At 29.6% G+C, this 22,426-nt stretch carries 23 protein-coding genes and 1 pseudogene; 17 read left to right on the top strand and 7 right to left on the bottom strand.

Annotation, left to right across the window (positions count from 1 at the left end):
* Positions 1-62: 62 nt before the first annotated feature.
* The 6 genes from F6464_RS12015 (at position 63) to F6464_RS11990 (ending at position 6,084) form a co-directional block, all read left to right on the top strand.
* Complete coding sequence (locus tag F6464_RS12015) at positions 63-1,364, top strand: glycosyltransferase (RefSeq protein WP_151108155.1); 1,302 nt, start codon at positions 63-65, stop codon at positions 1,362-1,364.
* Between the two features lie 113 nt (positions 1,365-1,477).
* Positions 1,478-2,566: a GDP-mannose 4,6-dehydratase gene (gmd, locus tag F6464_RS12010; RefSeq protein ID WP_151108154.1), complete on the top strand. Its 1,089-nt coding sequence runs from the start codon at positions 1,478-1,480 to the stop codon at positions 2,564-2,566.
* 11 nt (positions 2,567-2,577) lie between these two features.
* Positions 2,578-3,501: a GDP-L-fucose synthase family protein gene (locus F6464_RS12005; RefSeq protein ID WP_151108152.1), complete on the top strand. Its 924-nt coding sequence runs from the start codon at positions 2,578-2,580 to the stop codon at positions 3,499-3,501.
* Between the two features lie 14 nt (positions 3,502-3,515).
* Entirely contained in the window at positions 3,516-4,349 is an 834-nt protein-coding gene (locus F6464_RS12000; RefSeq protein WP_151108150.1) for a glycosyltransferase family 2 protein, read from the top strand.
* Between the two features lie 31 nt (positions 4,350-4,380).
* Positions 4,381-5,283 carry a hypothetical protein gene (locus tag F6464_RS11995; RefSeq protein WP_151108148.1) on the top strand — a complete coding sequence of 301 codons (903 nt, stop codon included), beginning with the start codon at positions 4,381-4,383 and terminating at the stop codon, positions 5,281-5,283.
* Between the two features lie 9 nt (positions 5,284-5,292).
* Positions 5,293-6,084 (top strand): glycosyltransferase family 2 protein, encoded by a 792-nt coding sequence (locus F6464_RS11990; RefSeq protein WP_151108146.1) that lies wholly within the window; start codon positions 5,293-5,295, stop codon positions 6,082-6,084.
* Between the two features lie 17 nt (positions 6,085-6,101).
* Here the strand turns inward: F6464_RS11990 and F6464_RS11985 are convergent, their stop codons facing one another.
* Positions 6,102-8,027: an LTA synthase family protein gene (locus F6464_RS11985; RefSeq protein WP_151108144.1), complete on the bottom strand. Its 1,926-nt coding sequence runs from the start codon at positions 8,025-8,027 to the stop codon at positions 6,102-6,104.
* A gap of 58 nt (positions 8,028-8,085) precedes the next feature.
* Complete coding sequence (locus F6464_RS11980) at positions 8,086-8,856, bottom strand: glycosyltransferase family 2 protein (protein ID WP_151108142.1); 771 nt, start codon at positions 8,854-8,856, stop codon at positions 8,086-8,088.
* A 66-nt stretch (positions 8,857-8,922) separates the two neighbouring features.
* Between F6464_RS11980 and F6464_RS11975 the strand changes: the two genes are divergently transcribed.
* Entirely contained in the window at positions 8,923-9,645 is a 723-nt protein-coding gene (locus F6464_RS11975; RefSeq protein ID WP_151108140.1) for a polysaccharide deacetylase family protein, read from the top strand.
* On the opposite strand, the gene F6464_RS11970 is transcribed toward F6464_RS11975, so the two are convergent.
* Positions 9,637-10,374: a glycosyltransferase family 2 protein gene (locus F6464_RS11970; RefSeq protein ID WP_151108138.1), complete on the bottom strand. Its 738-nt coding sequence runs from the start codon at positions 10,372-10,374 to the stop codon at positions 9,637-9,639. The two genes, F6464_RS11975 and F6464_RS11970, sit on opposite strands and share 9 nt — an antisense overlap.
* Positions 10,375-10,429: 55 nt before the next feature.
* On the opposite strand from F6464_RS11970, the gene F6464_RS11965 reads away from it, so the two are divergent.
* Complete coding sequence (locus tag F6464_RS11965) at positions 10,430-11,251, top strand: glycosyltransferase family 2 protein (protein ID WP_151108136.1); 822 nt, start codon at positions 10,430-10,432, stop codon at positions 11,249-11,251.
* Between the two features lie 5 nt (positions 11,252-11,256).
* Here the strand turns inward: F6464_RS11965 and F6464_RS11960 are convergent, their stop codons facing one another.
* A complete protein-coding gene (locus tag F6464_RS11960) occupies positions 11,257-12,318 on the bottom strand; it encodes a glycosyltransferase family 9 protein (protein ID WP_151108135.1) in 1,062 nt (353 codons plus the stop codon).
* Between the two features lie 157 nt (positions 12,319-12,475).
* On the opposite strand from F6464_RS11960, the gene F6464_RS11955 reads away from it, so the two are divergent.
* The gene (locus F6464_RS11955) at positions 12,476-13,231 is read left to right on the top strand and encodes a lipopolysaccharide kinase (protein WP_151108133.1); all 756 of its coding nucleotides are present in this window, start codon (positions 12,476-12,478) and stop codon (positions 13,229-13,231) included.
* Positions 13,232-13,285: 54 nt separating this feature from the next.
* On the opposite strand, the gene F6464_RS11950 is transcribed toward F6464_RS11955, so the two are convergent.
* On the bottom strand, positions 13,286-14,101 hold the full coding sequence (locus tag F6464_RS11950; RefSeq protein ID WP_151108131.1) for a 2,3,4,5-tetrahydropyridine-2,6-dicarboxylate N-succinyltransferase: 816 nt from the start codon (positions 14,099-14,101) through the stop codon (positions 13,286-13,288).
* Between the two features lie 150 nt (positions 14,102-14,251).
* On the bottom strand, positions 14,252-14,635 hold the full coding sequence (locus F6464_RS11945) for a hypothetical protein (protein ID WP_151108129.1): 384 nt from the start codon (positions 14,633-14,635) through the stop codon (positions 14,252-14,254).
* 214 nt (positions 14,636-14,849) lie between these two features.
* Here F6464_RS11945 and ruvX point away from each other — a divergent pair, with 214 nt between their 5' ends.
* The 6 genes and pseudogenes from ruvX to F6464_RS14675 form a co-directional block, all read left to right on the top strand.
* Positions 14,850-15,266: a Holliday junction resolvase RuvX gene (ruvX, locus tag F6464_RS11940; protein WP_151108127.1), complete on the top strand. Its 417-nt coding sequence runs from the start codon at positions 14,850-14,852 to the stop codon at positions 15,264-15,266.
* A gap of 134 nt (positions 15,267-15,400) precedes the next feature.
* On the top strand, positions 15,401-15,988 hold the full coding sequence (gene def, locus F6464_RS11935) for a peptide deformylase (RefSeq protein WP_151108125.1): 588 nt from the start codon (positions 15,401-15,403) through the stop codon (positions 15,986-15,988).
* 55 nt (positions 15,989-16,043) lie between these two features.
* Positions 16,044-16,565 carry a DUF5606 family protein gene (locus tag F6464_RS11930; RefSeq protein WP_151108123.1) on the top strand — a complete coding sequence of 174 codons (522 nt, stop codon included), beginning with the start codon at positions 16,044-16,046 and terminating at the stop codon, positions 16,563-16,565.
* A 97-nt stretch (positions 16,566-16,662) separates the two neighbouring features.
* Entirely contained in the window at positions 16,663-17,436 is a 774-nt protein-coding gene (gene mazG / locus F6464_RS11925) for a nucleoside triphosphate pyrophosphohydrolase (protein WP_151108121.1), read from the top strand.
* 760 nt (positions 17,437-18,196) lie between these two features.
* The gene (locus F6464_RS11920) at positions 18,197-18,751 is read left to right on the top strand and encodes an REP-associated tyrosine transposase (protein WP_151108119.1); all 555 of its coding nucleotides are present in this window, start codon (positions 18,197-18,199) and stop codon (positions 18,749-18,751) included.
* Positions 18,752-18,834: 83 nt separating this feature from the next.
* Positions 18,835-18,975 (top strand): annotated as a pseudogene (locus F6464_RS14675) (nucleoside triphosphate pyrophosphohydrolase); the annotation flags it as partial.
* A 2-nt stretch (positions 18,976-18,977) separates the two neighbouring features.
* Here the strand turns inward: F6464_RS14675 and F6464_RS11910 are convergent.
* Positions 18,978-19,658, bottom strand: a complete 681-nt coding sequence (locus tag F6464_RS11910; RefSeq protein WP_151108117.1) for a Crp/Fnr family transcriptional regulator — start codon at positions 19,656-19,658, stop codon at positions 18,978-18,980.
* A 105-nt stretch (positions 19,659-19,763) separates the two neighbouring features.
* Here F6464_RS11910 and F6464_RS11905 point away from each other — a divergent pair, with 105 nt between their 5' ends.
* On the top strand, positions 19,764-22,154 hold the full coding sequence (locus F6464_RS11905; RefSeq protein ID WP_151108283.1) for a heavy metal translocating P-type ATPase: 2,391 nt from the start codon (positions 19,764-19,766) through the stop codon (positions 22,152-22,154).
* A 65-nt stretch (positions 22,155-22,219) separates the two neighbouring features.
* Positions 22,220-22,411: a cbb3-type cytochrome oxidase assembly protein CcoS gene (ccoS, locus tag F6464_RS11900; protein ID WP_151108115.1), complete on the top strand. Its 192-nt coding sequence runs from the start codon at positions 22,220-22,222 to the stop codon at positions 22,409-22,411.
* Positions 22,412-22,426: the final 15 nt, after the last annotated feature.

The following is a 22,426-nucleotide window of genomic DNA, read 5'->3' as shown; positions in this document are numbered from 1 at the left end:
TTTTTATTAAATAAAATTATCTTTGAAAAAATATAAAAATTTAGACTATATATTTTCAATTAATGAATGTAAATAAATCAAAAAATATATTACTTTTAGTCACCCATGATTATGGAGGAGGAGGTGAATTTGTTCATAAAATAGCTAGAATATTTAAAAACCAGGGACATAAAGTTGTTATGCTTGTAAAAAAGAAAACAAAAGAAGAAGAGTATATTTTAGAGTTTTCATCGCCGCCAGTCAAGAGAAAATCTTTGTATACTAAATTCCTTGAAAAAACTTTTAGAAGAAAAAAGAAATTAAGATTAGATTCAAAATATCATTTTTATAGTAAGAATGAAACACTTATTACTATTGATCCCGAGAAAGTGATAAGTGCTATAGGATTTACACCTGATTATATCTTTTCTGGTTGGACTGCAGATTTTATGAATTCTTCAGATCTACTTTTGTTACAAAAACATTCAAATGCTCAAGTATATACTATTACTATAGATATGAACCATTTTACTGGAGGATGTCATTTTGCTTGGGATTGTAAACAGTATAGTAATGGAGGTTGTACTGAAAAATGTCCTGCAATAAAAAGTCCGTATTTTAAAGAAATTGCCAAAATAAATTTTGAGACTAAATTGAAGAATGCTAGAGAAGGAAACTTTAAAATTATTTCAGGTTCAGATTGGGTTAAGAAACAGGCATTGTCCTCTATGATATATAAAAATCAAGATCAAATTTTAAACATTAATAGTTTAATAGATACAACTATAATGAAACCTAAAGGCAAAATAAAGGCCAAAGAATTTTTTAATCTAGACGAAAATAAATTTTACATTTTAGTAGGAGCTACTTATGATAATGAATTAAGAAAAGGGTTTAATTATTTTTTAGAAAGTTTAAAAATTCTATTTCAGGAACTAGATACAATAGAAAGGTCGAGAATAAATATTTTGATGATTTCTAGTAACTCTAATAATAAAAAAGTTTTTAAAGAAATTCCGTTTGGAATTAAACATTTAGGATATATAAAAGATTATAATATTTTATCATTACTTTATCAAGCGGTTGATGTTTATGTAAATTCTTCAATTGAAGATTCTGGGCCTATGATGGTTAGTGAGGCATTAGCTTGCGGAACTCCTGTTGTGGGATTTGATATGGGTATAGTTAACAGTATGGTAATAAACAGATATAACGGTTATAGAGCTATTTTAAAAGATTCTAAAGACCTTGCTAATGGTATTAAAATAGTTTATAGATTATCACCTGAAGATTATGAAAATTATTCAAAGAATGCAGTAAGCCAAGTTCAAAAACTTTCATCATTTGAATATGGGACTTCTGTATTACAAACATTATTTGAATAGAATAATTGAAATCATGATTTTAATATTAAATTTGCCACATAATATATTTTGCATTTTACACTTAATAAAATTTAAATCAATTCTTACAATATTATAAAAATTCAAAGCATCAAATGAAAGTAGCATTAGTAACAGGAATAACAGGACAGGACGGAGCCTATTTAGCAGAATTATTATTGTCTAAAGGATATATGGTTCATGGTATTAAAAGAAGAAGTTCTTTATTTAATACGCAAAGAATCGATCATATATATGAAGACCCACATGTGAATAATCAGCATTTTAAATTGCATTACGGTGATTTAAGTGATTCTACGAACTTGATACGAATTATACAAGAAACCCAACCTGATGAAATCTATAATTTAGGTGCAATGAGTCATGTAAAAGTGAGTTTTGATATTCCTGAATATACTGCAAATGCAGATGGTATAGGAACATTGCGAATTCTTGATGCTGTTAGGTTATTAGGATTAACTAAAAAAACTAAAATTTATCAGGCATCCACTTCTGAATTATATGGATTAGTTCAAGAAGTTCCTCAAAAAGAGACAACTCCTTTTTATCCGCGTTCGCCTTATGCGGTAGCAAAAATGTATGCCTATTGGATTACTGTAAATTATCGTGAAGCGTATGATATGTTTGCTTGCAACGGAATCCTTTTTAATCACGAAAGTCCAAGACGTGGAGAAACATTTGTTACCAGAAAAATTACCCGTGGAGTTTCTCAAATGGCTTTAGGTATTGACGATTGCTTGTATATGGGTAACATAGATTCTCAACGCGACTGGGGTCATGCGAAAGATTATGTTGAAGCAATGTGGCTTATATTACAACAAGAAACCCCAGAAGATTTTGTAATATCCACTGGTGTAACAACCACAGTTCGTGAATTTATTAAAATGTCATTCAGCGAAGTTGGTGTAGTGGTAGATTTTAAAGGCGAAGGCGTAAACGAAACCGCAACAGTTGTTTCTTCATCTAACCCTGAATATGCTTTTAAAGTTGGGCAAGTGGTTGTAAAAATCGATCCAGCCTATTTTAGACCTACTGAGGTTGAATTATTAATTGGCGATAATACAAAAGCTAAAACTAAACTAGGTTGGGAACCAAAATATACTTTAGATATGTTGGTAAAAGAAATGATGCAAGCTGATTTAGAAATTTTCAAAAAGGAGAAACATTTAAAAAATTTCAAATAAAATCAGTTAACATGCAAATTACTTCTAAAATATATGTTGCAGGCCATCGCGGAATGGTAGGTAGTGCCATTGTTAAAGATTTAACAAATAGAGGATTTACAAATATCATTACCAGAACTTCAACTGAATTAAACCTTATTAATCAACAAGATGTTGCCGATTTCTTTGAAAAAGAAAAACCTGAATACGTTTTTTTAGCGGCTGCTAAAGTTGGTGGGATAGTTGCCAATAATACGCTAAGAGCTGATTTTATTTATGAAAACATACTTATTCAAAGTAATGTTATTCATCAAAGTTATAAAAATGGAGTGAAAAAGTTATTGTTTTTAGGTTCAACATGCATTTATCCAAAATTAGCCCCACAACCTTTAAAGGAAGAATATCTTTTAACAGGTTTGTTAGAAGAAACTAATGAGCCGTATGCTATCGCAAAAATTGCAGGAATAAAAATGTGCGATGCCTATAGAGATCAATACAATAGTAATTTTATATCTGTTATGCCAACCAATTTGTACGGTTTTAATGATAATTATGATTTACAGAACTCTCATGTATTACCTGCATTGTTAAGAAAGTTTCATGAAGCCAAGCAAAATAATGAAAGTGAAGTTGTAGTTTGGGGAACTGGAACTCCGCTTAGGGAGTTTTTACACGCTTCGGATATGGCAAATGCTTGTGTCTATTTAATGCAAAACTACAATGAAAAAGGTTTTGTAAATATTGGTACTGGTAAAGAAATTTCAATTAAGGACTTGGCTATATTAGTCAAACATATTGTTGGTTATGAAGGCCAAATCGTTTTTGACACTTCAAAACCCGATGGAACACCTAGGAAATTGACAGATACGACTAAGTTAAACGGTTTAGGTTGGAGACATACTATTGAACTTCCGGAAGGAATTAGAAGAGTTTATCAAGAGAAATTTAATGGATAATTGATAACTTTCATATGGCTAAATTATCCATTATTACCATAAATTATAACGATAAAAAAGGTTTAAAAAAAACTTTAGAAAGCGTTGTTAGCCAAACGTATGATGAATATGAATTTATAGTAATTGATGGAGGAAGTACCGATGGGAGCAAAGATCTAATTTTAGAATATGCAGATAAAATTTCCTATTGGGTAAGTGAGAATGACAATGGAGTTTTTCATGCTATGAATAAAGGGATTAAAGTTGCAACTGGTGATTTTGTTATTTTTATGAATGGTGGGGATACTTTTTATTCTGAAGCGACCTTGTCTCAAGTAGTTCCTGAACTTAATTCTCAATTCGATATTTACTACGGTGATAATTATAAAGAGAGTGGAAATTCTAAGCGCTTAAAAACTTATCCTGAGCATTTGCAGTTTTCTTTCTTTTATACTAGTTCACTAAATCATCAATCCACTTTTATAAGAAAATCGTTATTTGAAGAACATTTTTATTACAATGAAGAGTATAAAATAGCATCTGACTGGGAGTTTTTCGCGTATGTTATTTGTCATAAAAATGTTCCTTATAAATACTTAAAAAAGACGATTTCAGTTTACGACTTTAACGGTATTTCGTCTAATCCTAAATTTTCAGAAGTATTCCATAAAGAAAAGTCACAATCCATTCAAAAATATTTCCCTACTTTTATAAAGGATTATGAGAATGTTAATGAACTTAATTCTAAGCGGTTTATTCAATTTCAGTATATTAAAAAATATTCATTTTCTTGGAAAGTTTTAAAACTGATTCTAAGTATTATGTTGTTATTTTTGCCTAAAATTTCTAACGAAATGAAAAAAGAATAAAATATTTGTAAGCTCCTTTAGTCGATATAAAATGAAAAAAATTCAAGTTGGTTTTTTAATGTCTTATGATTACGAATTGTTAAAAAAATCAATTCCGCCAGTTTATGAAATGGCAGACACTATTTTTTTAGCTTTAGATTATAAAAAGAGAACATGGTCAGGAAATTATTTTGAAGTAGACGATAGTTTTTATAGATGGTTAAAAGAGTTTGATGTAAAAAATAAAATTGTCATTTACGAAGATGATTTTTATGTTCCTGAAATTACGGGAATGCAAAACGATACTCGTGAAAGATATATGCTTGCCTTAAAGATGGGTATTGGAAATTGGTTAATTCAAGTAGATTCTGATGAAATTTTTATAGACTTTGAAAAATTTGTTAAGAGAATAAGAAAGTATGATTCCTATTTAATAAATCCAAGTAAACATCCTATACAGTTTGCAGGTTTTCATATAAATGTATATAAATATTTAGAGGACGGATTATTATATGTAAATAAGCCAACAAAGTTACTTTTGGCTACAAATTATCCAAATTATAAATATGCTAAAAACACTAAAGAGCGAATTATTTATGATGAAGACTTTATTCTTCATGAAGGATTAGCTCGAACAGAAGAAGAGTTAGTTTTAAAACTTAAAAATTGGAGTCATAAAGAAGATGTAAATCCTAATTTTTTAGAAAAATGGAAAAGAGCCAACAAAGATAACTATCATGAAATAAAAGATGTTTTCTATTTAAATCCTGAAATTTGGAAAGAGCTGGGTTATTTTCCTACTAAATCTTTATCTGAATTGAAAAAATTAGTTCAAGAAGATGCCAATTTAAAGATACCAAGAGTTAAGCTTTTTTTTAGAAATTTTGGTCAATGGTTTAAGCATTTACAAATTAAGAAAATAAATTACCACCCAAAATTCGAAAAATATTTCTAAAAACTTATTATGAATTTTAAAACTGCTTTATTAATTTCAACGTATAATTGGCCAGAAGCATTAGAATTAGTTTTAAAAAGTGCTATGTCACAAACCGTTTTGCCTTCAGAAATTCTTATTGCCGATGATGGTTCTAGACTAGAAACTCAATTGTTAATTGAGGAGTTTAAAAAAACGAGTACAGTACCAATTCATCATATATGGCAAGAAGACTTAGGATTTAGAAAATCAAAAATACTAAATAAAGCAATAGCTAAAGCTTCATCTGAATATATAATTCAGATTGATGGTGATTGTATATTACATAAAAATTTTATTGAAGATCATGTAAACTCAAGCCAAAAAGGAGTTTATTTGTATGGTTCAAGAGTTAATATTTTACCTGCTTATGTTGATGAAGTTTTAGAAAAAAAGCAAATATTTTTTAATTTTTTTTCTAAGGAAATTAAAAATAAATCTCGTTGTTTACATGTCCCTTTTTTGTCAAATTTATTTAAAATTCATAAAGGAGTTTCAAAAAAGTTTCGTGGTTGCAATGTGTCTTTTTGGCGGAATGATTTTATTGCCATAAACGGTTATAACGAAGATTTTGAAGGCTGGGGGAGAGAAGATTCGGATTTAGTGATTCGTATTGGAAACAATGGCGTTCAATCGAAAAGGATGCGTTATGCAGGTATAATATTTCATATTTATCATAAAATCAATTCGAAAGAAAATTTTGAATTAAACGATGCCATACAAAACGAGACTATTTTAAAAAAGCATACGAAAATTAGTAAAGGAATTAATCAATATTTATAAATAACAACAGTTTGTTTTTAATACAATTTTTTATCAACAACTCTTTCCATATAATCTTGAATAAATGCTTTACAATGTAGTTCAATATCATTCATTTCCGCATTTTTGTGTTGAATTAAATTTTTTTCAAGCCCTTTATCGTCTTTGGCATAAAAACCAAGTGCTTTTTTACCATCAAAAGTACAAATGTAATTTCCTCTTAAAAATTGATAAATATTACCAGTTGAGTTAATTACAAAAGGTTCGCTCGATTTTTTATCTAATAAACTTCTGCCCCAACTTCTAAACCGTTTTTTATAACCAATCATATCTAAAATTGTGGGGTAAATGTCTATTTGTTGTGCTAAATCAGTATCAACTCCTACATATTTACTATTTGGTTTGTAGATAATTATTGGTACTGTAAAACGATTAATAGCTTTGTTGTATTCATTATAAAAAACCTGATTACCATGATCGGCAACTAAAACAAAAATGGTATTAGAAAACCAAGGTTGCTTTTTAGCTTCACCAAAAAATCGCTTCAAAGCATAGTCAGTATACTCCACACATTTGTGCATAGGGATGCTTCCTTCTTGAAATTTATTTTTATATTTTTCTGGAATAATATACGGTTCATGTGAGGAGACAGTAAATACAGATGCAAAAAACGGAGTCTTTTTCTTGTCTAATGTGTTTTTCATGAATTGAAGAAAAGGTTCATCCCAAATCCCCCAAAAACCATCAAATTGCGAATCGTCATTAAACTCTGTTCTTCCGTAATAATTGTCTATGCCAAGAATATTTCCGAAACCTAAAAATCCCATCGAACCATTTGCAGCACCATGAAAAAATGAAGTGTTATATCCTTCACTTTCAAGAGTAGAAACTAAAGATTCTATTTTTTGTTTTGGATAAGGAGATGAAGTAAAAGCATCTTTAAATGATGGAATTCCAGCTAATATAGATGACATCCCGTGAATAGATTGTCTCCCATTTGCATACCCATTTGTAAAAATAAGGCTATGTTGCGATAAAGAATCTAAAAAAGGAGCATGGCTTTTATAATTAGTAATTTTAGCGCCTTTATTTAATGCTCCTATATATTCTCGACCATAACTTTCTAAAATAAATACAACTATATTGGGTTTAGTTTTAGGGTTATTATGGTATTGTTTTATAGGTTGAATTTTTTCTAAAATAACTTTATTAGTAACATTTTTATAGTTTGTTTTAACAAAACTATTAGTAAATAAAGTCCTAATTATGGCAAAAGGCGTATTAAGAACAATGTCGGAATGAACAATGTTTTTAACGTGTTTACTAGCATCTAATAGGTTAATAGGACGAGTAGATTTTTTAAAATCACCACCCCGAATTCCTCCTATAATTAATAATGAAATAATAAGAAACCCAACAATAGAAAACCCAAAATAATGTATTTTTTTAGCTGCTAAAGATTTTTTGACACTCACTTTTTTATATAAATAAATCCAAAAAGCTGACAATACTAAAAACAATAAAAATACATGCCAATAATGAATTAAAAAACTCGAAAATAAAGTTGCTTTATTTGTTTCGTGTTTTAGCACTTCTAATGCAACAATTGTTGTTCTAGCAAAGGTGTATTTGTAATAGATAAAATCTACAAAATTTGTTGCAAAAGCTACTAAATTAGTAACAAAATAGAGATAAAAAAGAAATTTTTGATAACCAGTTAAGGTGTTTTTTAAAAATGGAAGGATCGAAAACAGAATAAAGAGTAGGTTGACATACAAGATTGCAGTAGTATCAAAAGCTAATCCGTAATAACATAAAGCTAAAAAGTCATAAATAGATTCTACATGTAATAAGCTAGAGTTATAAACATAAAATAGGACTCTAGTAATAAAATAAAAAAAATAAGCTAAAAATATCCTATAAATCAATACTTTATATTCGTTCAAGCGTATGCTATTAATCATTTTTTTTTAAATTATAAAGTAAATATAAATTATATCTAAAGTTTGAAATTGAAAATCATCAATCAATTTTTCGATATTTCATCCATAATTGCAAGTAGCGCTTAAAAACTGAAAACGAATGAACATAAGCTAAAATATAGCCTTGTTTTCCGTCTAAAATTCCTAATCGATAAATGTATTGCCAAAAAAAGCGATACAAAGGTCTAAAGAAAAAATGATATCCATTTGGTCTTCTGTTCTTTAAATATAGTGCTTCGGCTTGTAATTTGCTGTAATGATTCAATTTGTTATTATAATTATCAAAGTCTTTATAACTATAATGATTAACACTGTTTTTTAATAAACCTATTTTTCCGTTAGCAGCAACAACTTCATGCACTAAGTTTCCGTTGTATTTGCAAAATTTTTTATTAAAAACTCTAATCACTTTATCATTTTGCCATCCACCATAATTAATTCGTTCACCTAGAAAGTAAAAAATTCGCTTTACAAAATAGGCAACAACTTGATTATTTGAAGCTACGGCAAGTTTAATTTCGGCTTCAAGGGCTTCAGTTACAATTTCATCCAAATCAAAAAAAGTAATCCAATCGTATTTAGCTTGGCTTATTGCAAAGTTTCTTTGAGATGAGAAATCTTTAAATTTGTTTTGTATGACGTTAACGCCCATTTCCTGAGCAATAGCAACAGTATTATCAGTACTGAAAGAATCTACAAAAATTATTTCATCAGCAAAAGACAAACTTTCAATATATCTTTTTACATTTTCTGCTTCATTAAAAGTAATGGCTAATGCAGTTATTTTTTGGCTCGTATTATTTTCAAACATAAAACAATATATATTAGAGCAAATGTAATAATTTTACACATACTAACTTTTTAAAAATTTATTTGAATGTCCAAGTTACCCGTTTTGATGTATCACAATATTTGTATTAATGAAAATGAAAGCAAGGGTTTACATATTTCTGTACAAAAATTAGAAAATCAGTTGCGACATTTGGCAGAAAATAGATATACTAGTTTTCATTTGTCAGAATTAGAGCATAAAGTTACAATTCCTAAAAAAAGTATTGTAATTACTTTTGATGATGTCACTGAAAATCAGTTTCATTATGCAATCCCTTTATTGCTAAAATACAATTTTAAAGCCACTTTTTTTATTCCGTTTGCCTTTATTGGAAAAACCGATATATGGAACGCTAGTTCAAAATCTTCACCGGAAAAAATAATGTCTTTAGAACAATTAAAAAGTTTGGATAGTTCAATTGAACTAGGTTTACATTCTTATAGTCATAAAGAATACGATAGTTTATCCGATATAGAAATTACAAAAGACTTTGAAAAATGTTTCGAAATTATTAATAAAAACAACTTAAAAGTATACAATGCTATTGCATACCCCTATGGTAATTTTCCAAAAAATGGCGTGAAAAAAGAAAGTTTTTTTAAAGTTTTAAAACAAAACAATATAAAAATGGGCTTACGAATTGGCAATAGAGTAAACCAATTTCCTTTAAAAAGCATTTATGAAATTATGCGTTTAGATATAAAGGGAGAAGATAGTTTATTGAAATTTAAATTAAAAATTCGTTTTGGGAAATTAAAACTATTTTAATCCTTTTTCAATTAAAATGATTTTCACATAACGCGAAAAAACCCCATAAGCATTAATACTTGCCAATGCCAATCCTGGAACTCCATCTAAAAAACCTCTTTTTAAAATATAGGATGAAAAAAAGCGATACGAGGGTTTGAAAATAAGATGAAAGTAGGTTGCTTTTTTATCTTTTTTATATGATGTTTTTGCCTGAAACCAAGCATATGAATCTTTTTTATTCAATAAATGAAATAAACCTTTATAGGTATAATGAATCATAAAGTTTTTAAGACAACCTATGCTACCATCAATTTGTAGTTTTTCGTGAACATCACCAGTAAATTTTACATTCTTATTCTTTACTAACCGCAGTACTTTATCTACTTTATGGTACAAAAAACGATTCATATAAAAGTGTGGAAAACTTATTTTATAACCTGAATGTTTTGGGGTTTTAATAACCGATAAAATCTCTAACTTAAGTTTTTGGCTAACGCGCTCATCGGCATCTAAAAATAAAATCCAATCATTTATAGCAAATTCAATAGCATTGTTTTTTTGATTAGAAAAATTATCAAATTGTCTTTCTATAATTTTACAACCTAACTGTTTTGCTTTTTGCTGGGTGCCATCGGTGCTGTAGGAATCAACAATTATGATTTCATCAGCAAAATTTACCGATTTAATTGCGTCTTCAATATAACTAACTTCATTAAAAGTAGGGATAATTACAGTAAGCGTACTCATTAATTTTTTTGATAGGAAAGCAAATTTAACAAAAATAAATTATCTTTGTTTAATTATGCAAAAGAATATTTCTGTTATTATTAGCACCTATAATGCTACCGAATGGCTTAAAAAAGTGATTTGGGGATACAATACCCAAACCTATCGCAATTTCGAAATGGTAATTGCTGATGATGGCTCAACTCAAGCTACTTCCGATTTGATTGAAGAAATAAGAAAAGAAGTTTTTTTTCCTATAATTCATGTTTGGCACGAAGATAATGGCTTTCAAAAATCGCAAATTTTAAACAAGTCTATTTTAAGTTGCAATACTCCTTATATTTTAATGTCAGATGGAGACTGTATTCCAAGGCCTGATTTTATAGAACAACATATTAAGTTTCGTGAAGAAGGTTTTTTTCTTTCTGGTGGTTATCATAAGTTGCCATTAATGTTATCTCAAAATATTACTCAGGACGAAATCTATTCTGAAAAATGTTTTGATTTAAATTGGCTAAAATCCAAAGGTATGAACACATCTTTCAAAAATAGTAAAGTATATTCTAAAGGATTAATTAGTTTTCTTTTAAATTTAGTAACACCTACAACACCTAGCTGGAACGGTCATAATGCATCAGGTTGGAAAAAAGATATATTAGACATAAATGGTTTTGATGAAAGAATGCAATATGGTGGCCAAGATAGAGAGTTAGGGGAAAGATTAGTAAATTTTGGCATTAAGCCCAAGCAAATTAGGTACAGTACGGTTTGTTTGCATTTAGATCATCCTCGTGGGTATGCCACTCCGGAATCTATAAACAAAAATAGAAACATTCGTAAAGAAACGAAAGAGCAATTAAAAAAGTGGACTGATTTTGGAATTATAAAGAAGCAATAAAAAAATTACAGATTGCTTTTTAAGAAAATTTCTAATTCCGGTATAATAAGTTCAGGAGTAAGTTGATGGTATAATACATCTGGGTTTTTCTCTATTTTTTTACGGTCTTCAAATGTAAAACTTTCAAATAAATCAGGTTTCATTTCTAATAAATGCACTGAATGGTGTGTTTTTCCGTCTTCAAAACTTGCCCAATGCTCTTTATTTACATAAGGTGAAAAAATAGTAAATGTTGGTTTGTTCAGTGCCTTTGCAATATGTACAGTACCTCCTTCGTTAGCTACTAAAAGACTACATTGATTCATGAGTTTTATAAAATCACGAATGGTAGGAGCATAAATGTCTAAGATAATATTGGATTTGTTTTTACATAAGTCATGTATTTTTTGAGCTTCTTCTTTTTGATGTGGTGCATAATTAAAAAGCAAGTACACATCATATTTTTCCGCAATCCAGTCTATAATTTCTGCAACATATTTGTAAGGCATAGATTTTTGGGGAGTACTGCCAAGAACGCCTAAAACGATTACTTTTTTATACTGATACTTGCCCAACCAGTTTTCTGATTTTTCTGCATCCGATAAAAATATTTTTGGTTCATAATCTATTGGTTCAAAATCTCCAGATTGACTCAATAGATGAATTCGGTCTTCAATAGCTTTACCACATATTTTAGTTTTTTCTTTAGAAATAGAAATAGGATGAGTATAATAACCAAAGTTTCCTAGTTTCTTTCTACTTTTATGTCCTATGGTTTGAGTAGCTCCTGAAAATTTACAAATTAATCGGCTTTGAGTTTTAGAGTAAGGGTCGAAAATGATATCGTATTTTTCCTTTCGAATTTGTCGTATAAGTTGAAATAAAACAGGAATTTTTTTGAGTTCCTTTTCTTTAATCGAAATAATTTTATCAATATTAGGATTGTTTTGGATTACACCATGAGTAAAATCATAAGCCATAAAATGAATTTCGCTCTCGGGATATTTTGCTTTAAAATTATTTGCTATAACTGAGCTAATAAGTACATCACCAATTCGCTTATTTTGTATGATTAAAATTTTTTTCATATCGGTGAATTTTAATTTTTCAACTATCAGATAGGATATCGCTTTTTTTTTATTGGTGTTTTTTACAAAAACTTGTTTTTATGGTGATTTCATAAAACTAATTCTTGCTGCAAAGTACTATTTTTTATACATTTAAACCAAAATATTATTATACACTGTGAAGATTATCCTAAATCCAAATTACAAACAACATGAAAAAGCTATACTTCAATTAGTTAATCGTTTTTTTAGCGAGGGTAGTCTAATTGTACAAGGTTCTAGGAATACCATTAAATCGAATTTTCTCGAAAATGAAAAGGTAAACATTAAATTTTTTAAAAAACCAGGTTTACTTAAAGCTATTATTTATTCTTTTTTTAGAAGCACTAAAGCCAAACGTTCGTTTGATTATGCCAATTATTTAAATGACCATTCTATTAAAACCCCAATTCCTATAGCCTATGTTGAAGAAAGAAACAGTTTGGACTTATTAGGGGATAGTTTTTACATGAGCCAACAAATAGATTATGATTTTACCATTAGAGAATTAATTCATAATCCGTTGTTTCCTGAACGAAATTTAATTTTAGAACAATTTACCGAGTTTACATATAAAATGCACGAAGCAAAGGTTAATTTTTTAGATCATTCGCCAGGGAATACTTTAATTATTAAAAATGATAATAGTAATTATGATTTTTTCTTAATTGATTTAAATCGCATGAAATTTGAAAATTTGTCTATAGAAAACCGTATGGATAATTTTAAGAAAATGTGGCTTTCCAAACAAATGGTAAAAATCGTTGCGAAAAAATATGCGGAGTTAAGTGGTAATTCGGAACCAAAATTACAAGCATTACTTTTGAAAAAAACGATCCAATTTAAACGAAAAATCACTAAAAAGAAATATCTGAAGCGAAAAATTGGCAAATAAAAAATCCGAAACTAAATTCGGATTTTGATAAGTATTATTTCATGATAGAACGATTTAAACCGCTACATCATATTCCCTCAAAGCATTATTTAATGAAGTCTTTAAATCGGTTGACGGTTTACGAGTTCCTATGATTAACGCACAAGGCACTTGAAATTCACCAGCAGCAAATTTTTTGGTATAACTTCCTGGAATCACAACTGAACGAGCAGGAACAAATCCTTTTCTTTCTACTGGAGTTTCTCCTGTAACATCAATAATTTTTGTTGAAGCTGTTAGGCAAACATTAGCTCCTAGAACTGCTTCTTTACCAACGTGAACCCCTTCTACAACAATACAACGCGAACCAATAAAGGCACCATCTTCAATAATTACAGGTGCGGCTTGTAAAGGTTCAAGCACACCGCCAATACCAACACCGCCAGAAAGATGTACGTTTTTACCTATTTGAGCACAGCTTCCTACAGTAGCCCATGTATCAACCATTGTTCCTTCATCTACATACGCACCTATATTTACATAACTAGGCATTAAGATTACCCCTTTTGATAAATAGGCACCATGTCTAGCTACTGCATGAGGCACCACACGAATTCCTTTTTCGGCATAACCACGTTTCAACGGAATTTTATCATGATATTCAAAAATACCTACCTCAAATGTTTCCATTTTTTGAATAGGAAAATAAAGAACGACTGCTTTTTTTACCCACTCATTAACCTGCCAAGAATCATTTATAGGTTCAGCAACACGAAGGATTCCCGAATCTAATAAGTCAATAACTTCTCTAATGGAATTTATAGTTTTCTCTTCTTGTAATAATGCGCGGTTTTCCCATGCTTGTTCAATGATGGTTTGTAAAGCTGTCATAAGTTGTGATTTTTGGCAAATATAAAATCATTTTTTATAATAGCTCTAATTTAAAATAGAATACTGAAAATATTTTTACAGTTATTCAGTAATTTTTTGGAGGGGGGAGGAGAAAAATAATTTCACGAAACACAAATAATGATTATACTATTAATCTATATCAGCAGTAAGTTTTAATAGTTTTTTGTTTTCGAAATTAATTAGAAAACGTTTTGTTTTGCTATATAAATACATCTTTATATTATCAATAAGCATAATGGTAACTAAATTTTTTGATTCATCATTACATAAATAAATAATGCCTTTCTCTGGTAAATCTGTTTTTGAAATAATGGTAAGATGATATCTTTTATCAATAAACAAATTAATTTCGCTTTTAGAAAAGTGAACCATTTGTTCTCCAATGTTTTTAATAAGTGTCCATTCTAGATTGTTATCTCTAGATTCAACATGATCTATTGAAAAGGTTTTGTTTTGCGAATTAGCAAATGAAGCAATTAGTAATAATAAAAAAAGTACTTTATGGTGCTTCATATTGAAAATTTAGTGTTGCAATTACGTTATTTTTTTTAACATAATTGTAATGAATTATTAAAATATGTTAAAAATTTTTATAAAATTGTTTTTTTAAATGTAATTCCTTGACATTCTTTAAAAATACTGTGACAAATACTCTTCCTAATTTTTATAAATTTCTAATAAAAAAAGAAATTATAACTCAAAACGAAGCTTTATCTTTACCAAAAAAATGCCTAGAATACTCTCAATAGATTATGGACTCAAGCGAACTGGTATTGCAGTAACTGATGAATTAGAAATAATTGCTTCAGGTCTTACTACTATTCCTTCAGAAACTGCTATATCCTTTTTAACTACTTATTTTAGTAAAGAACAAGTTTCGGAAGTTTTGATTGGAGAACCCAAACAAATGAATGGAGAACCCTCTGAAAGTACTGCAATAATTGAAGAGTTTGTTAAGAAATTTTCTAAAGCTTTTCCTGAAATGAAAATTATCAGAGTTGATGAACGCTTTACCTCTAAAATGGCATTTCAAACGATGATTGATAGTGGATTAAATAAAAAAAAGAGACAGAATAAAGCATTAGTAGACGAAATTTCTGCAACAATTATGCTACAAGACTATCTGACCAGAAAGATGATTTGATGTTTTATTTTATAAATTAATAATTTTTTGCTAATTATTAAAAAGTAAATTATTCATTCTCTATTTTTTACTATTTTTGCCAACCATGTCATGATTTTTATAAATTTTGACTCCAAATCGTAAAAACTTTAAAAATGATTTTACCAATTATAGGATACGGAGATCCTGTCCTGCGTAAAGTAGGTGAGGAAATCGCACCAGATTATCCCAATTTAATGGAAACAATTGCTAACATGTACGAAACCATGTACAATGCTTATGGTGTAGGACTTGCTGCACCACAAGTAGGACTTGCTATTCGTTTATTTATAATAGATACTTCTCCTTTTGGGGAAGACGATGATTTGTCTAATGATGAGCAAAACCAACTAAAAAACTTTAAACGAACTTTTATTAATGCAAAAATGATAAAAGAAGAAGGTGAGGAGTGGGGTTTTAATGAAGGTTGTTTGAGTATTCCAGAAGTTAGAGAAGATGTTTTTAGACACGAAAAAATTACAATCGAATATTACGATCAAGATTTTATTAAAAAAACAGAAGTATTTGACGGACTTGTAGCTCGTGTAATTCAGCATGAATACGACCATATTGAAGGTGTTCTTTTTACAGATTTATTATCCTCATTAAAAAAACAATTGATTAAAAAGAAACTTCAAAATATAATGGAAGGCAAAACTCGACCTGATTATAAAATGAAATTTCTCTCTGCTAAAGGAAGATAATTTTACAGTTTACTAAGCCAAAATATATATTACCACATAATTATAAAATTACAAAATGAATTTAGAAAAAATATTATCAATTTCAGGTAAACCAGGATTATACTTACTAAAGGTTCAAACCAGAACTGGATTTGTTGCCGAGTCATTACTTGACGGAAAAAAAGTAACCGTTGGGTTAAGAAGTAATGTGAGTCTTTTATCAGAAATTTCTATTTATACAAACAGTGCTGAAAAGCCATTGACTGAGGTAATGCGAAATATTGCTGTTAAGGAAGATAATGGACCTACAGCCATTTCTCATAAGGAAGATAACGGAAAATTGATTGCTTATTTTCAAGAAATTTTACCAGATTACGATGCTGATAGAGTGTACCCATCTGATATTAAAAAAGTATTAAATTGGTACAATATGCTTCAATCAAACGGATTAGTTTCTAAAGAAGAACCTAAAACTGAAGCTACCGATAATGACAAAGAAAAGCAAGTAGAAGAAGCAGTTTCTGATTCTATTGAAGAAAAAGTTGTTGCAGAAAAACCAAAAGCCACAGCAAAAAAAACAAAAACAAAGAAAGAGTAATTTAACTCTTTACATTATATTTTAATCCTGTCATGATATTTTCCTGACAGGATTTCTTATTTTTACAATGATAATTTAAACCATTTAACCTTTCTTAATGAACTCCAAAAAAAATCAGCTCCAAGCTTTTGAACGACTATTAACTATTATGGATGAATTGCGAGAGAAATGTCCTTGGGATAAAAAGCAAACCATTCAAACGTTGCGGCATTTAACTATTGAGGAGACTTATGAATTAGGAGATGCCATTTTAGATAATAATTTAAACGAAGTAAAAAAAGAGTTAGGCGATTTATTGTTGCATATTGTTTTTTATGCTAAAATAGGAAGTGAAACCAATGATTTTGATATAGCTGATGTTTGCAATGAAATTTGCGATAAACTCATTCATCGCCATCCACATATTTATAGTGATGTAGTTGTGGCTGACGAAGAAGAAGTGAAACAAAATTGGGAAAAGCTAAAACTAAAAGAAGGCAAGAAATCGGTTTTAGAAGGCGTTCCTAAAAGTTTACCAGCATTAGTAAAAGCCAGTAGAATTCAAGACAAAGTAAAAGGGGTGGGGTTTGATTGGGAAGAACCGCATCAGGTTTGGGATAAAGTTCAAGAAGAATTAGAAGAATTGCAAGTTGAAGTTCAGGCAGGAAATCAAGATAAAATAGAAGCAGAGTTTGGAGATGTATTATTTTCGATGATAAATTACGCTCGATTTTTAAACATAAATCCCGAAGATGCCCTAGAACGCACCAATAAAAAATTTATCAAACGTTTTCAATATCTTGAAAGCAAAGCGGGGGAATTAGGGAAACCCTTAATGGATATGACTTTAGCTGAAATGGATGTTTTTTGGGAAGAGGCGAAGAAGTTGTAATCAATACAAATTAGAATTAAAATTTAGTTTTAATCTTTGTTTGTGTTCACGGTTTGCAAATACGTGCTAACGGATTTAATAAATTTAGGAATTATGAACAATATTTTTTTTCAATTATTATAGGTATATTAATAATTATTATTGGTTTTTATATTAAAAATAAAGAAATCCGAAAACCTAGTTTAGGGATTAATGCTTTTTTGGGATATACTTTTTTGAAACATTTCAGTATAATTCTTATTTTAATGGGATTTTTTTTAGTTTTAATAAGTTTACATTCGATCTTTTATAGATAATTTACCAATCTTTCGAGAGCAGAACTTAAACGTATTGCTAGCGAGAGCTCAATTTCATTAAGTTAAGGAAAAACAGTCTCGGTTTTGTCATTCCGACGAAGGAGGAATCACATATATTACTCCGAAATTCTTTTAAGTTTACTACTCCCACTGGTTCTCGTTTATCCACGTATTCTCCCACTGGCTCTCGTTTGTCCACAACTCTGGTGCTCGATTGCATCGAGTACCTACTTAAATTAAATGACAAATCGTAGCGTTTGCAACGCGGCTACAAAAGTAGAAGTACTATAAACAAACTATCCCACTGTCGCTCGTTTGTCCGCAACTCTGGTGCTCGATTGCATCGAGTACCTACTTAAATTAAAAGACAAATCGTAGCGTCTGCAACGCGGCTACAAAAGCATAAATACTATAAACAAACTTTTTAGTAATTTTCATAAAATCAATATATTTGAAAGAAAACAATGTCTGAGAAATACAAAGTTATAGATAGCACTGTACCTACTTTTATTACTATTACAGTTGTAGATTGGGTAGATTTATTTACAAGACCTATTTATTGTACTATTATTGATGAGTCCTTAAATTACTGTATCAAGGAAAAAGGACTGAGTGTACATGCTTATGTATATATGACGAGTCATATACATTTAATCGTAACAGCATTTGATGGCGAGTTGCAAAATGTAATTCGGGATTTTAAAAAATTTACGTCCAAAAAACTTGTAGAAGCAATTCAAGAACATCCAGAGAGTAGAAGGGAGTGGCTTTTACGAAAATTTAGTTATGAAGCACAAAAAACAGGAAGAGCTAAAAATTATAAATTATGGCAAGATGGTTTTCATCCTGTTATACTAGATACTTTAGAAAAAATAGAACAGCGAGTTAATTATATACATTATAATCCTGTAGCTGCCGAAATCGTTTTTCATGAAAGAGATTATGTAAATAGCAGCTATAGAAATTATGAAGAAGATAATACAGTGTTTTGTAATGTAAATGTAGAGACTTTATGGTAGAATGTTTTATGACCCTCGTTGCAAACGCTTTATTTGTCATACGAAAGTAAGTAGGTACTCGTCGCAGACGAGCACCAGAAAGAGATGCGTTAGAACGTACCAATAAAAAATTCATCAAACGTTTTCAATATCTTGAAAGTAAAGATGGTGAATTAGGCAAACCTTTAATGGATATGACCTTCGCTGAAATGGATGTTTTTTGGAATGAAGCGAAGAAATTATAATGCTATTCCGAAATTCTCTTCAATTTACTACTATCTTTTAAAACAATTTTTTTACCATTCAATTCTATCAATCCTAATTTTTTAAAATCAGATAATAATCGAATGCAACTTTCGGTAGCAGTACCTATCATTCCTGATAATTCTTCTCGTGAAAGTTGAACGTTTAAGGAGCCATCACTACTTTTTCCAAAAGTTTCTTCTAAATAAAGTAAGGTTTCCGCTAATCGTTCTTTAACCGTTTTTTGCGCCAAAGAGACCATGTGGTCATCAGAGTCTTTCAAATCACTACAAATGGTTCGCATAACATTCATCGAGAACTGATTGTTTTTATCAAAATAACCCATGATGTCTGATTTGGGAATAAAACACACTTGCATGTCTTCAAGAGCAACGGCACTTAGGTTCACGGGTTCCTCACTAATCATAGAACGTTGTCCTAATAATTCTCCCTTTTTTACCAACTTAATAATTTGATCTTTACCGTTTGGACTCAATTTTGTGAGTTTACAAATCCCATCTTTTATACAATAGATCCCGTTTACATTTTCACCTTCTTCAAAAATAGTTTCCCCTTTTTTAATGGTGTAGGATGTTTTGCAATCAGAAAGTTGAATCAATTCATCTTTGTTTAACGCTTTCAAAGAACTGAATTCTCTCACGATACATTGTTCACATTTACTCATTTTTGTTGACTTTAGTATTGCAAATTTAAAACATTAATATGATAAATGTCATCCTTTTCTTGACAAGTGTTTGAGAAATTTGCCAAAGGTAAAATGAGTAAAGTTATGGATGCACAAAAATGTTTCCACTGTGGTTTAGATATTGTAAAATTAGAACGAATTGAATTTGACACCAAAGATTTTTGTTGCAACGGCTGTAAAACCGTTTACGAAATTTTTAGTCTCAATGATATGACTTGTTATTATGATTTCGAAAAATCACCTGGGGCAACACCACTAGATATAAAAGGAAAATATGATTTTTTAGACAATGAAAGTATTGTTTCAAAACTTTTGGAATTCCAAGAGGATGCAACAGCTATCGTTTCCCTTAACATTCCTCATATTCACTGTAGTTCATGCATTTGGATTTTGGAAAATCTACAGCGTCTTCAAAAAGGAATAAACTCGTCACAAGTAAATTTCCCTGAAAAGAAAGTACGAATTACATTCAATCCTAAGATCGTTTCTCTCAAAACAATTGTCAATTTAATAAGTTCAATTGGTTATGAACCCTACATTAGTTTAGAGAATTATGAAACTAAAAAAAGCACTATTGATAGAAGTTTGACCTATAAACTAGGAGTTGCCTTTTTTTGTTTTGGTAACATCATGCTGCTTTCTTTTCCAGAATATTTTGAAGTAAGCGAATATTGGTTAGACCATTATCGTGGATTTTTCCGTTGGTTAATTTTTGCATTATCGGTACCAAGTTTTTTCTACTCTGCAAGTGGATATTATGTATCTGCTTATAAGAGTATTAAATCGGGTATGCTAAACATTGATATTCCTATCGCTTTAGGAATTGTGATTTTTTTTATCAGAAGTACTTTTGATATTGTAATGAATTATGGTTCAGGCTTTTTTGACAGCCTAACGGGTTTGATATTTTTTATGCTTTTAGGTAAAATGTTTCAAATTAAAACCTATAGTTTCTTGAGTTTTGAACGAGATTTTAAATCTTATTTTCCGATTGCAATTACTAAAATAAATAGCAATAATTCTGAAGAAAGTGTTCCGATTTATGACATTCAAAAAGGCGACCGATTAGTAATTAGAAATCAAGAACTTATTCCTGTTGATGGTATATTAATATCTGAAAAAACGGAGATTGATTATAGTTTTGTAACGGGAGAAGCCATTCCAATTACAAAAAAATCAGGTGATAAAGTATTTGCTGGCGGAAAACAAATGGGTAAAATTATTGAAATGGAGGTTTTACAATCAGTATCACAAAGTTATTTAACGCAGTTGTGGAGCAATGCTATTTTTCAAAAAAATGTCGAACAGCACCACAAAACCATTACGGATAAAATTAGTCGCTATTTCACCCCAATACTTTTACTAATTGCCTTTGCTGGTTTTGGATATTGGATATTTATTGATGCCAATATTGCTTTTAATGTTTTTACGGCAGTATTAATTGTAGCGTGTCCTTGCGCATTGGCATTGACTGCTCCGTTTACTTTCGGGAATGTTTTACGAATTTTAGGAAAACAAAAGTTTTATCTTAAAAATGCTATTGTTATTGAGCAATTAGCTAAAGTTGATACCATCGTTTTTGATAAAACGGGAACAATTACAACCAATAAAAAATCGAATATTACTTACGAAGGAAAACCATTGTCCGAAGAAAATTGCATAGCTATTAAAAATGTCTTGAGAGCCTCAAACCATCCGTTAAGTAGAATGTTATATGATTTTTTACTTGAAGCAAACCGATTGAATGTTATGGATTATGAAGAGATTGTTGGTAAAGGAATTCAAGCAAAAATTGACGGTGATTTTATACAAATAGGATCTGCTTCTTTTTTAGGTAAGCTAGAAGAAAATAGTATTCAACAAACCGCAGTACATATAATGATTAATGAAGTTTATTTAGGAAAATACATTTTCAACAATCAATACAGAGAGGGTTTAGTTTCTCTTTTTAATAATTTAAAAGCAAATTATCAAATAAAAATATTATCTGGCGATAATGAAGGGGAGCGGAGTACTTTAGAAGCAATGCTTCCAAAAGGCGTAGAATTAATCTTTAATCAAAAGCCAGAACAGAAATTAGAATTTATAAAAAAATTGCAAGAAGAGGGCAAAAATGTCATGATGGTTGGAGATGGTTTAAACGACGCTGGAGCTTTAGCACAAAGTAATGTTGGGGTTTCCATTTCAGAAAATGTGAATGTTTTTTCGCCTGCTTGTGATGCCATTTTAGATGCCAGTGAGTTTGAAAAATTAGGTTATTTTTTACGATTGTCAAAAAAATCAATTAGTGTTATTAAAATGAGTTTTGCACTATCGCTTTTGTATAATGTAGTTGGTTTATCTTTTGCCATAACAGGAAATTTATCACCAATAATCGCTGCTATAATAATGCCATTGAGTACTGTAACAATTGTTAGTTTCGTGACTTTAATGAGTAATTTTTACAGCAAAAAATTAAAATTTAAAAATTTTTAAGTATGACAAATGTCATGTTTTTATTGTTAAGGCCAATGTATTTTTGTTTAACACAAATTTAAGGTATGAGTGTCATTTATTTATTAATTCCCATTAGCATAGTCTTAGCAATAGGTTTTTTTATTGCTTTTATTAGAGCAGTCAAATCAGGTCAATATGACGATGATTATACCCCATCAGTTAGAATGCTTTTTGACGATGAACTAATTCAGTCTAATGTCAAAAAGCCAAAAGCTGAAAGTCAGGAAAATCAATGAAACTAATTATTTAAT

Source organism: Flavobacterium luteum, assembly GCF_008806775.1.
In the GTDB taxonomy this organism is placed as follows: domain Bacteria; phylum Bacteroidota; class Bacteroidia; order Flavobacteriales; family Flavobacteriaceae; genus Flavobacterium; species Flavobacterium luteum.
This window is presented reverse-complemented; position numbering and strand designations above follow the sequence as displayed.